The sequence below is a fragment of the Psychrobacter sp. AOP7-A1-24 genome (genome assembly GCF_052376235.1).
In the GTDB taxonomy this organism is placed as follows: domain Bacteria; phylum Pseudomonadota; class Gammaproteobacteria; order Pseudomonadales; family Moraxellaceae; genus Psychrobacter.
Window position 1 is genome coordinate 1 of record NZ_JBQSVM010000034.1, and the last position, 12,014, is coordinate 12,014.

Genomic DNA, 12,014 nt, shown 5'->3' on the forward strand with positions numbered 1-12,014 from the left:
TAAAAAAACTTGGTTCGACGCAAGAAATAGCAGTGGTGGACATCGATTTAACAGACATAGAACACTCTAAGAAAAACTACCGCTATATAGACTTAGCTTGATTCAACCATAGAGTTTAATGATTAAACTGAGTGGCAAGGTTGTTTTCTAGAGAAACCACAGTGAAGAAACATCACGGTTACGTATCGCGGCTGATGTCTGGTGGCTTGAGAGCCGATGGATTATCGTTGAGCTAGTACAGCGCAGTCTATATATCCTATGACTTACTATGCTCAATCTTTCAAAGCATTCTCAACAAAGCTCAAACGATCTTGGCCAAAGAACATCTCATCATTTACAAAGAAGCTTGGTGCTCCAAATACGCCTCGTGCTACCGCTTCTTCGGTACTAGATTTTAAACGCGCCTTGACCTCAGGCTCACTAATACGTGCCATAAAATCAGTCGCATCAATATCTATTTTTGACAGAACATCAGCAATGACTTCTGGTGATTCCATATTTAACTGTTCAGCCCATAGCGCATTAAAGATAGTGAATAAATAACTCTCAAATTTAGGTGTCCCCAAATAAGCGGTAACACCGCGCATAAGCTGCATCGTATTGACTGGGAAAAATGGATTGAAGCGAAATGGTACGTCATAGATAGCTGAAAAACGCTTAAGGTCTTTGAGCATATAAGCGCCTTTAACAGGTACGGCAGCCGGTGAGGTATTACCAACAGCTTGAAACACTGCACCAAGTAACATAGGTCGCCAAACGATCTCAGCATTGTGACGCTGTGCGATACTCGATAATTGTGTCCATGCCAAATAACTGGCTGGGCTGCCCACATCAAAGAAAAACTCTACTTGTTTACTCATCTTTGCATTCCTTGCAACTTATATTAAACATCCATTAAAAGTTTTGACAGTTATTAATTAAGTAATACTAAAAAGTCTCCATCCATGGGCGTAAATCCAGCTCATGTGTCCAGCTATCTTTTGGCTGACAGTACAGCTGCCAGTACTGCTCAGCGATATGATCTGGATTTAAAATACCGTCTTGGTCTTTTAGCTCATAGCGCTCGGGAAAGTTGTCACGAATAAAATCAGTATCAATGGCGCCATCAATGATAGGATGTGCGACATGTATACCTTTGGGTCCCAACTCGCGCGCCATGCTTTGTGCCAATGCCCGCAGAGCAAACTTAGCACTAGCAAAAGCCGAAAAACCTTTGCTACCGCGTAAAGACGCTGTTGCACCCGTAAAGATAATTGTCCCTCTCTCACGTGGAATCATAACTTTTGCCGCTTCTCTACCGGTCAAAAAGCCAGCCAAGGCACCCATTTCCCACACTTTTCGATAGACCCTTTCTGTCGTATCTACGATGGAGAAATGAACGTTTGCACCGATGTTAAATACTACTACTTCAATCGGTCCAATGTCTTTTTCAATATGAGCAAACAGCTCAACCATCTCTTGCTCGACACGTGCATCACAACCAAATGGCTTGACCACTCCCCCAGCCGCTTCTATATCACTGACTAATGCCGCAAGCTTTTTAACAGTCCTTCTGGTCACGCATAACGTAAAACCTTCTCGCGCAAAGCGTTTGGCAACAGCGCTGCCAGTGGCGTCGCCTGCGCCAATTACAACTGCTACGGGTGCTCTGTTCATGTCTATTTCCTTATAGGTTACTTTTTAGAGCTAGCAAAAACATAGCTTTGTTTGTAAACCCTGTCAAGCTAACCTATAACTTAGAAATAAAAGAGATAACCTATGCACTGGTATGAACAGGGCCAATAGTCTTGCTCGGTAGCTCAGACTTTGGCAGTCATTGGTGATTGTTGGACGCTTATGGTTTTACGCGATTGTTTTTTGGGAGTCGAACGATTCGACATATTTGAGCAACGCTTAGGTATTACACGCCATGTCCTATATGACTATCTTCGTAAGTTGGTTGCATAGGATATTCTAAAAAGTCGCTGATCAGTAGTGGCCACTACGTGAGAAATACAGACTGACAGAGTACGCTGAACCCATTACTACACATGATATTGAGGTTAAGTTAGAACCAAAATCTAGGTGTCCATGGGTACGGTAGCGGCTTTTTTCGATTAACTAGCGGCAATCGTTTCGGTAGTGACCTTCAATTACTCATCCTATTATTAGCAGCAGAATATAGATCAAATCTATGAAATAGCTGTCATTTCAGTGACAATAAATTCATCGACCATATCATCTGTTACTTGTACATAGTTTTGGAAATGTGGGCTTTGTACATGTTGCTGAAGACAGTCATTGTTTTCCCAAATCTCATAAACAACGAAACCGTTACTATTTGCATTTTCTTGATGTAAGTCGTATTGGATACAGCCTTTATCATCTTGTGATGCTGCTGTCAGTTTAAGCAGCTCAGTTTTCACTCGTTCAACGTGCTCAGGTTTGGCTTTGATAGTGGCGACGATGGTAAGTGGTTTGTTTGCTTGCGTGCTCATCTATTTTTCCTATGTTTATATATTATCATTGATTTAAATAGGTCCAACATGTCTGCTAAAAGCGCCACACTGGACCTACCAACCTAAATGGCGTTATATGTTATGCAGACCAACCTTCTAATACAATCTTGCCATGTGCTTGTTGTTTTTCTAGCATTTGATGCGCGCTGCGTAGATGTTCAGCGGTGATCGTACCAAGATTGTGAGCGACCGTAGTTTTGATCTGGCCTGCATCAATCAATTTTGCCACTGCGTTTAATAAATGATGTTGTTCAATCATGTCTGGCGTACTAAACATTGAGCGTGCAAACATAAACTCCCAATGCAGGCTTAAACTTTTAGTTTTAAGAGGGTTGGCATCTAGTGATTTTGGATCATCAATCAGTCCAAGCTTACCCTGCGGCTTCAAGCATTTGATGATCTCTTCGTAATGATCTTCGGTGTTATTGAGACTCACCACGTAGTCTACTTCAGTAATACCTGTTTTTTGTAGCTCATCAGACAGTGGGTTGCGGTGATTGATAATATGATCAGTACCCAAATCTTTGAGCCACTGCACGCTTTCATCTCTTGAAGCCGTACCGATAATCGTGGCAGATGTTCTTGTTTTTAATAACTGAGTTAGGATAGATCCAACGCCACCCGCTGCGCCAATGACCAATACTGAGACGTCATTAGCGTTTTCGCTACTGCTGCTGTCGTTTGCCGTGCTATCAGAGACAGGCACTTGTAAACGGTCAAATAGCATCTCCCAAGCTGTAATCGTTGTAAGCGGTAATGCTGCTGCCTCAGCAAAAGATAAAGAGGTTGGCATATGCCCAACGATACGCTCATCGACCAACTGATATTCCGCATTGCTGCCTGAACGGGTTAAATCACCAGCATAATAGACCTTATCGCCTACTGAGAATAAACTAACGTCTTCACCGACAGCCGTCACCGTACCAGCCGCATCCCACCCGATAACCGCATACTCGCCCTCTTCGGCAGGTCTCCCTTGACGGATTTTGTAATCTACTGGATTGACTGATATGGCTTTTACTTCTACGAGAATATCGCGGCCCGAAGCAACTGGCTTATTAAGGGTAATGTCTTGTAGCGACTGTTCGTTATCGATAGACAGATTATTTTGATAGCCAATGGCTTTAATAGTTTGCATAATATTGTGTCCTGTTTCTAATAATAAAATTTTTGAGAATATAGTTGGTAGTGTTCCGATTGCTTGCAATTAACTAATACTGCTAAACATAGGTCTTAGGCAAGAACTGACTGCAATACTGTTTGAGTCTGCTGCTCAAGCTCTGCAATGGCTGTTTTGTTTAAAGCATCAACATGTGGCTGACCAAACTCTCCTCTTGCATCACCATGTGCGCCATCTTTTATATCGTTATCAAAGTATTTACCAGTGTCATCAGCGAACTCATCCGAGATGGCCAATGCAGTTAGGATATTTGCGCCCTTGTCTGCTGATGACCAATACTGACCATAAGCCTCATCGACCATTTTTGTATTCAGCAGCGAACCTGGGTTGACAGCAATGACATTGATATCGTCGCTAGCAACTGTATCCGCTAACGCCATACTCCACATCGTGAGTGCCAGCTTACTTTGGGCATAGGCGGCTTTATCATCAAGGCGGGTCTGGCCTGCAAACGCTTTATAGGATATTGGTGCTTGCGCAGCTGAGCTTAAATTCACGATACGCGCTTGACCAGATTGCTTTAGCAAAGGTAATAAAGCATTGGTCAACTCATAAGGCGCTAGATAATTAACCACGAAACGTACATCCAAATCGTCTTTAGTCATTGCTGATGCCGTGGTATAAATCCCTGCGTTATTTATGAGCACATCAAGCTTTGGCAATTTTTCATTGACGTCTGTTGCCATCTTTAGCACATCTGTTAAATCAGAAAAGTCAGCCACAAACCCATCAATGCTGTCTACTGCTGCGCCTGTCGCGACTGCTTTGACTTCTCCAATGACACAAGCAAGTTTGTCAGCATCGCGGCCATGCAAGTACACTTGATGCCCAGCTTTTGCCAGTTTTAGCGCTGCCAATTTGCCAATGCCATCAGTGCTACCAGTGATTAGAATCGTCTTAGTTATATTGAGAGTCATAAGCCGTCCTTATTTTTTGAATTATTGTTCCAGTTTTGGTTACCTGTTCTATTTTATCTATCGTAATAGCGCCCATTGTAATGAAAGTGTTGTGCTTCAAACAGTAGCTATCACCTAAAACACTTTCAATATAATTTTGAAAATAAGTGACTTTTAAAGAGTTGTTTAAATGACTAATGGTTATATTAAAATTAAGGGATATTAGCAAAGTAACTCTATTTATTTGTAGAACTCTCAATTTGATCGCGTTGTGGTCAGACACTAGGTAGTATTATCTGATACGATAATGCACTAAAAGCTCGTCTAGATAGTGGTGTTGAAATAAAAGAAGCGCGGCTCATTAAAGCTGCTCATTAAAGTCGGTTTAAGCGATTGCTCTAAGTAATGAGACAACAACTTATGGTATATTTATCTCAGATATAAAGGACTACTATTCAACCAGCAATAAACATACAGATCTCTCTATCCATCCTAAAGAAGCGATTATGCTCCATCTAAAAGAATTAACAGGAGATGGCGAACCTATTCCTTTAGCTACCGATAGTACTAGACATACAGAAAATCCAAATCTTGAAGCAATGGATTGGGCGATCGTAGATATGAATAGCTACACGAGCTATATAAATGACACTAAAGAACCACTCATACCTGCCAGATATAATAAAACGAACTAAAAATAACTCATATAACAAAACGGACAAATAACCTACTCATGAAAAAATCAGTGCAAACACTTTTTAGCCGAGTTGGTCTGACTGCTGTCATTGCCGCCTCATTGATATCTGGACAAGTGCAAGCAGCGGACAGCGACAGCCATCTGAAAAGCACAGTAGATGCACAAGCCAAGTCGCTAATGAAAGCACATGATATTCCAGGTATGGCGTTTGGTATTATTGTCGATGGAAAGTCGTCTTTTTATAACTACGGTTTGGCTGACAAACAATCTGGCAAGGCTGTTTCAGAAAACACTATCTTTGAGTTGGGCTCTATCAGTAAGACCTTTGCCGCGACTTTGGCCAGTTACTCCGAACTCAATGACACACTCGACTTGGAGGATACCGCTGATAAATACATTCCTTATCTACAAGACAGCGCCATTGGTAACACCAAGCTTATCAACCTAGCCACCTATTCGGCTGGTGGTCTACCACTTCAAGTACCTAACGATGTCAAAAATAATGACGAATTGCTGCGCTACTATAAATCATGGCAGCCTGCCTTTCCTGTCAACTCAAAACGTCTATACTCTAACGCCAGTATAGGACTGTTCGGCCATATATCAGCTTTGAGTATGGGCGCCGATTACACACAGGTAATGGAAGATAAAATACTGCCCTTACTCAATATGCCTAGTACCTTTGTCAATGTTCCTAATGACAAAATGGGCGATTATGCGTTTGGTTATAACGCTGCTGGAGAGCCGATAAGAGTTAACCTTGGAATTTTGGACGCCGAAGCCTATGGTATTAAATCAACCAGCGCGGATATGACTCATTACATGGCGGCTAACATGGGGTTAATCCCTTTGGATAAAGATATTCAACAGTCATTGCAAAACACTAGAAAGGGATACTATCAAGCGAGCACTGTTACACAGGGATTGGCGTGGGAGATGTATCCATTCCCCACTCAGCTAGACACATTGCTTGAAGGTAATTCAACGGATGTGGTGCTCAAGCCACAGCCTATTACAGCAAACAATCAGCCGACACCTGTTTTAAACGATGTATGGGTGAACAAGACAGGCGCTACCAATGGATTCGGTGGATATATCGCTTATATTCCCGCAAAAAAATCTGGCATTGTCATTTTGGCAAATAAGAACTACCCCAACGCAGAGAGGGTCAAAGCGGCTTACACCATCCTGCAAAGTGCGATGGCTAATTGAAGTAGAAGAAAACAGAACGTTGCTGTGACTCTAGTGATATTCACCTTTTTTAAACCAATATAATGAATGTAAAAAAGTCCTTTATATCAGTATAAAGGACTTTTTTTCTAAAATTGAAAGTGTTAGTTCTTACTATTTTTCAAACTCTTTGAAATCTGCTTTACGAATTTTGGCGTGAATACCTTTGGTCTTATCCACGACTTGCGATACTTCAAAATCTGTCGCTGCACTTAGGTAAGCATAAGCGATTGCCTCATCAATACCATACTCTTGATTTAAGAAACGAATCGCTTCACGAGTAGACTTCTTCATCGCCTCATCCAAATCTTCATCTAGCCCTGGCGTGATCCAAAATTCAGCATTCTCTGCCAAAGGTTGCACAATTTCTTTACCCGGAATCTTATCCTTACCTGCTTTTAGCAGTGTAAACTTAAAAGTGGCCCGAGCAGATGCTTCGAGGGCAGTCAATGCAACCTCGCCATCGCCTTGGGCAAAGTGACTGTCACCTGTATAGAACAGTGCACCTGCTACCTGTACTGGATAATAAACCGTTGCACCTGCACCCAATTCGTTGATATCAATATTGCCGCCATACATAGCAGGCGGAACTGAATGTACTCGCTCCGAGGTGTTTGCTGCGACACCCATTAGCCCCATAAATGGACTAAGTGGAAAACGTATAGACTGACCAGAATCTGTTTTTAGGATACCTTCGTACTCACCTTTGGCGTTCTTCTCTATAGGAGTAAATACAGAGACATTACCGTAACGTTCAGGATAAGCAGCAGACGCATTATCTTGTTTTACTGTTTTGGGGAACTCGCCTGCCAATGCGCCTTTGCCATGACGATTAGAGATGACACCATACGGTACGCGCGGCTCAACGTTGATGACTTCTACTTTTAGAATATCACCTGGTTGCGCTCCTTTGATTTCGATAGGGCCTGTCACGATATGAGGACCATCTTTATCAAAATCATGTTCTAATTCTGATTTTGTTATTGTTTTTGCTTCCTCTAAAATAAAATCGTCTTTGACCCCTTTTGACTTAAAGTACTTTTCTGCATCACGGCCCTGATCTTCGAGCAAACCTTCGTGTGAGACCGTATCAAAAGTCACCACACTACCTGAAGCAACCGACATAACGGGGCTAGCGTCTCTATTAGGTAAATATCCCCATGTTATGGTATCTAAAGTAGAAGGTACGTAGTAATTGCCTTTGTATTCGCCGCTACTCAGTTGAGTAGGTTCATCTGCTATTTGCTTAAGAACCGTAAAGTCTTCTGCTTGGGATACTGATATACCAAATGCGCTTAGAATAAACAGTGAAAGGATGGTTTTTTTGAACATAGAACATACCCTCTTTAGTTGAAGCCTGACAATATTGTCGTACTTGTATAAAAGGCAAGTTCTATGCCACGGAAAAAACGATGTTTTCTACTAAACTCAGTGGCAAAAGCACTATATTGATACAATTTTTTGCTTTATCGTGGTGCCTCAGAGTAAAAAGAGCGTCGTTTTAGAGCAAAGCGTTGCATGGAATGCAAATATAATGAGAAGAAAACTGCATTTTCAGTCTTGCTTTAAGTGACACTACGCATATTGGTGTTCGAACGACCTCCAATTCTCAATATGGGCTGGCTGACAAATAAGACAATCACACCAACCAACGAAAACAAACCGAAGGTGTAGAACGCAGTAGCCACACCATATCGATCAACAATCAAACCAGTAAAGATAACCGGTACACTAAGCCCTATATATGCCATCAGAAAATATCCGGCACTGGCACGTGCCTGCTCAGTACCAGCCGAGCATGCGACTCCTAGCATACCTCCCAAATAGGCAAATCCATAACAACTACTGCTCGCCAACAAAGCAGCCAAAAGAATCACTGGCAGGTTGGCATTCAACGTCCCCCAAGCCAATAAAGCATACGCTGGTAGTAAGATCAGAAGACCAATCTTACTTGAGATTTGAGAGTCAAGTTTTCGGGCGATTGGCTGAACGATCAATCCACAACTGATAGCCAACATAGAGGATATTCCTGCATACTTAGCCAGTCCATGCGTGGCCAGTACTGAGGGAATAACTGACAATACCAATCCTGTCGTCGCCCAACAAATCAAAATACCGCTACCATACCAGATGACCTCACGGTTAAAATAAGGTAGCCGTAGCATAGATGTGGGCGAACTAGTGCGTTTAGGTACTGTCTCTGGTAATTGATATAACAAAAACATAGCGAACAGCCCGCTAGCTAGCAGTAAGAAAAAACTGGCTGGCTGATCGGTTTCATAAAGCATCAAAGAAACTGTCGTCAATACAGGGCCAAGACCAAAACCTATCGTCGTGCTGGCCGTCACCCACGCTGTCGCACGCATCGTATCTGATGAGCCAAGCAGCTCAATCATATAGGCCGTCGCCGTCGCAGCCATCAGAGCCGTTCCCACACCCAGTACGAGTCGCGCTATTGCTAGCGCTCGCGTGTACGGATAAAACAACATGAGAGCTGTCGCTGCTATCGATAGGGCTAGAGAGATTAAAATCACCTTGCGCCGTCCGATGCGATCAGACAATCCACCAAAAGCTAACAATACAGGTATGACACCCAATACATAAAAGGAAAACGCTATCGTGGTTGCTAGTACGCCATAGCCATCATTGTGTGCATAAACGGCATAAAGTGGCCCTTGGATATTGACGCTTGTCGTTATCACACATAAGGCAAAGGCCAGATATTTATTATATTTTTTATTGGTCATATATCGCTGCTTTTTGAGTAATAATCGTTGAATTGACTGAGGTTAGTGTGATTCACAGTAGAATGACACCTACCTCTACATCGTTTACCTTCAATGATTAAAACAAAATCACAGTAGGTTATCTATATACAATACAGTACAATTAGACAGAACTGTTTGGTCTATAAAACCCATACAGTTGGGATATCCTACCCATATATCGTCATAGCTGTAACCTTGAGATAAGACCTTCATAAAAGCCGCCTTACCAAAAATTGTAAAAAATATGAATAAGAAGCTAACACGTATCGAAGTTGTCATGGCTGACGTAAAAGAGAAAATAGCAACCGTTATCTATATGCCAGAGTCGCGACTACCGTCTGTCCGTGCTGCTGCCAAAGATTATGGGTTCTCACCATCGACCGTGGTTGAAGCCTACGAGCGCCTGCAAACTGAGGGCATTATTTACTCCCGTCCTGGTGCAGGGTTTTATGTGGCAGAGACGACAGCGCCTCTATCATTGACAGATATAGCACCAAAAATTGAGCGAGTGGTAGATCCATTGTGGGTATCGCGGCAATCGCTGGAGCCGCCCGATGGTGCATTAAAGCCAGGCTGTGGGTGGTTGCCAGCGGACTGGCTGTTTGAGGCAGGTATGCGCCGTGGTCTGCGAAATGTAGCAAAAGCTGACGCGTCTATTATCAGTGAGTATGCAACGCCGCTAGGACTGTTAGCATTGCGTCAACTCCTCACGCGGCGTATGGCAGGATTGAGTATCAATGCAGAACCGTCACAGATAATATTGACAGATTCAGGCACTCAGGCGATAGATTTGATTTTTCGATTTTTGCTGACGCCAGGTGATACGGTTGTCGTCGATGATCCTTGTTATTTTAACTTTCGAGCACAGCTGCTTGCCCATCGGGTCAAAGTGGTTGGCGTCCCTTATACACCAAATGGCCCAGATGTAGAGGCCTTTGCAGCGATTTTAGATGAGCATAAGCCGCGCCTGTACATCACCAACGCTGCCATTCATAATCCTACGGGCGCAACGTTATCACCTGCTACGGCATACCGTGTATTACAATTGGCTCAGGCGGCTGGCTTGTACATTATCGAAGACGATATTTTTGCAGATTTTGAAGTCAAGCCTGCGGCGAGATTGGCGGCTTTGGATGGGTTATCACGCGTATTCTATATCGGCAGTTTTTCTAAAACGTTATCCGCATCCCTACGCTGTGGTTATATTGCAGCGCCTACAGAGTGGGTTGAGAGTTTGGTAGATTTAAAGATAGCGACTGGCTTTGGTGGCAGTCAGTTAGCAGCGGCGGTTGTGTTCTCAGCGTTGACTGATAGCGGCTACCGTAAGCATATGAATGATATCCATACTCGGCTGGCAAGCGCGCGTACTCATACGCTACCACGATTGGCTAAATTAGGCATCGTACCGTGGCTACTTCCACAATCGGGTATGTTCCTATGGTGCCAATTACCTAAGAATAACAATGCGACCGAATTAGCCAATCGCTGTTTATCACAGGGTGTAGTATTAGCACCAGGCAATGTTTTTAGCCAATCGGACAATGCTGATAACTTTATGCGGTTCAATGTGGCGCAGATGAATCATTCAAAAATATTCGAAGTATTGGCTCAATCGTTAGACTGACCAAACATCCCCAAAACAGATACTAACTCTCTAGGATAAATAATATGTCCCCTATATATACTGCATTGGCAGTACTGGTTACCTTTATTTGGGGCGTGAATTTTACCTTTATTGCATGGGGGCTTGAGAGCTTTCCACCATTAATGCTTACTGCCCTGCGTTTTTTCTTTACCGCTGTGCCACTGGTTTTGTTTTTAAAGCCACCTAAATTCAACCTTACCTTGTTTATTTATGCCATCGGTACATTTGTCATGCAGTACGCCTTTGTCTTTACAGCGATGCATTTGGGTTCATCCCCGGGGCTGACGGCACTATTGCTACAAATTCAGATTTTTATCACGGTATTGCTAGCGTACTTTATATTGGGCGAATCGGTTAGCCGTATGCAAATCGTTGGTATGTTAGTCGGCGTGCTAGGACTTAGCGTAATTGCGCTAAACCTTGGTGGTGATATGCCTTTGGCAGGGTTTGTCTGTATTTTGATTGCAGCCATCGGTTGGAGCTTTGGTAACATTGCCTCAAAGCAGGTATCAAAACAGGCTTCAGAGAAATCGCTAGAAAAAGCATCGGAACAAATGGCTCTAAAAGCGACGCAGCAAGAAACAAGAGTATCTGTTACTAAAGCTAGCGTTGGGGCAAATAAGGCATCTGCTTTGTCTGCTCTAGCATTAGTAGTCTGGGGCAGTCTCATTGCTTGCGTGATGTTAACGATATCTTCTCTTATCTTCGAGACTGATGCATGGCAACTAGAGACGTTTATTGAAGCATCACTCAAATCTTGGCTATCACTTGGGTTTATCGTCTATGTCTCAACCTTAATTGGCTTTGGGCTGTGGGCATACTTACTCAGTCAAAATACAGCCTCTAAGGTTATGCCGTTTGCGCTATTGGTGCCCGTATTCGGTATGGTGACCTCAGTCCTACTCACAGGAGAAGTGGTGACTTGGTGGAAAATACTTGCCATGATACTGATTTTGTCAGGATTGTTATTGGCGAATGTAAAAATAAAAAGAAAAGCTATTTGATTGGTTATTTAGTTTTATCTTGACTCGCTATTACCGTCCAGTTAAAGTTTATTAATAGTACTTACATTACACCTCTCATGACTGATGCTAATAAAA

At 42.9% G+C, this 12,014-nt stretch carries 12 protein-coding genes; 5 read left to right on the plus strand and 7 right to left on the minus strand.

What is annotated here, in order from left to right; all coding sequences use genetic code 11:
- Positions 1 to 272 precede the first annotated feature (272 nt).
- Together ACT3QQ_RS10895 and ACT3QQ_RS10900 are read right to left on the minus strand one after the other, a co-directional pair.
- Positions 273 to 860, minus strand: coding sequence for a 2-hydroxychromene-2-carboxylate isomerase (locus ACT3QQ_RS10895; protein WP_444528039.1), 588 nt, complete (start codon positions 858 to 860; stop codon positions 273 to 275).
- 67 nt (positions 861 to 927) lie between these two features.
- Positions 928 to 1,656, minus strand: a complete 729-nt coding sequence (locus tag ACT3QQ_RS10900) for an SDR family oxidoreductase (protein WP_444528040.1) — start codon at positions 1,654 to 1,656, stop codon at positions 928 to 930.
- A 150-nt stretch (positions 1,657 to 1,806) separates the two neighbouring features.
- On the opposite strand from ACT3QQ_RS10900, the gene ACT3QQ_RS10905 reads away from it, so the two are divergent.
- Positions 1,807 to 1,947, plus strand: a complete 141-nt coding sequence (locus ACT3QQ_RS10905; RefSeq protein WP_444523596.1) for a winged helix-turn-helix transcriptional regulator — start codon at positions 1,807 to 1,809, stop codon at positions 1,945 to 1,947.
- Between the two features lie 224 nt (positions 1,948 to 2,171).
- Here the strand turns inward: ACT3QQ_RS10905 and ACT3QQ_RS10910 are convergent, their stop codons facing one another.
- The 3 genes from ACT3QQ_RS10910 to ACT3QQ_RS10920 all read right to left on the minus strand — a co-directional run bounded on the left by ACT3QQ_RS10910 (position 2,172) and on the right by ACT3QQ_RS10920 (position 4,595).
- Positions 2,172 to 2,477, minus strand: a complete 306-nt coding sequence (locus ACT3QQ_RS10910; RefSeq protein WP_444528041.1) for a putative quinol monooxygenase — start codon at positions 2,475 to 2,477, stop codon at positions 2,172 to 2,174.
- A 100-nt stretch (positions 2,478 to 2,577) separates the two neighbouring features.
- Positions 2,578 to 3,627: a zinc-binding alcohol dehydrogenase family protein gene (locus ACT3QQ_RS10915; RefSeq protein ID WP_444528065.1), complete on the minus strand. Its 1,050-nt coding sequence runs from the start codon at positions 3,625 to 3,627 to the stop codon at positions 2,578 to 2,580.
- A gap of 104 nt (positions 3,628 to 3,731) precedes the next feature.
- Positions 3,732 to 4,595 (minus strand): SDR family NAD(P)-dependent oxidoreductase, encoded by an 864-nt coding sequence (locus ACT3QQ_RS10920; RefSeq protein ID WP_444528042.1) that lies wholly within the window; start codon positions 4,593 to 4,595, stop codon positions 3,732 to 3,734.
- 371 nt (positions 4,596 to 4,966) lie between these two features.
- Here ACT3QQ_RS10920 and ACT3QQ_RS10925 point away from each other — a divergent pair, with 371 nt between their 5' ends.
- Together ACT3QQ_RS10925 and ampC are read left to right on the plus strand one after the other, a co-directional pair.
- On the plus strand, positions 4,967 to 5,269 hold the full coding sequence (locus ACT3QQ_RS10925; RefSeq protein ID WP_444528066.1) for a type II toxin-antitoxin system HicB family antitoxin: 303 nt from the start codon (positions 4,967 to 4,969) through the stop codon (positions 5,267 to 5,269).
- Positions 5,270 to 5,307: 38 nt separating this feature from the next.
- Entirely contained in the window at positions 5,308 to 6,483 is a 1,176-nt protein-coding gene (gene ampC, locus ACT3QQ_RS10930; RefSeq protein WP_444528043.1) for a class C beta-lactamase, read from the plus strand.
- A 132-nt stretch (positions 6,484 to 6,615) separates the two neighbouring features.
- On the opposite strand, the gene ACT3QQ_RS10935 is transcribed toward ampC, so the two are convergent.
- Positions 6,616 to 7,833, minus strand: coding sequence for an acetamidase/formamidase family protein (locus tag ACT3QQ_RS10935; RefSeq protein WP_444528044.1), 1,218 nt, complete (start codon positions 7,831 to 7,833; stop codon positions 6,616 to 6,618).
- Between the two features lie 233 nt (positions 7,834 to 8,066).
- Positions 8,067 to 9,248, minus strand: coding sequence for an MFS transporter (locus ACT3QQ_RS10940; RefSeq protein ID WP_444528045.1), 1,182 nt, complete (start codon positions 9,246 to 9,248; stop codon positions 8,067 to 8,069).
- A gap of 265 nt (positions 9,249 to 9,513) precedes the next feature.
- Here ACT3QQ_RS10940 and ACT3QQ_RS10945 point away from each other — a divergent pair, with 265 nt between their 5' ends.
- Together ACT3QQ_RS10945 and ACT3QQ_RS10950 are read left to right on the plus strand one after the other, a co-directional pair.
- Complete coding sequence (locus ACT3QQ_RS10945; RefSeq protein ID WP_444528046.1) at positions 9,514 to 10,893, plus strand: aminotransferase-like domain-containing protein; 1,380 nt, start codon at positions 9,514 to 9,516, stop codon at positions 10,891 to 10,893.
- Between the two features lie 44 nt (positions 10,894 to 10,937).
- Positions 10,938 to 11,918: an EamA family transporter gene (locus ACT3QQ_RS10950; RefSeq protein ID WP_444528047.1), complete on the plus strand. Its 981-nt coding sequence runs from the start codon at positions 10,938 to 10,940 to the stop codon at positions 11,916 to 11,918.
- The last annotated feature ends 96 nt before the right edge of the window (positions 11,919 to 12,014 follow it).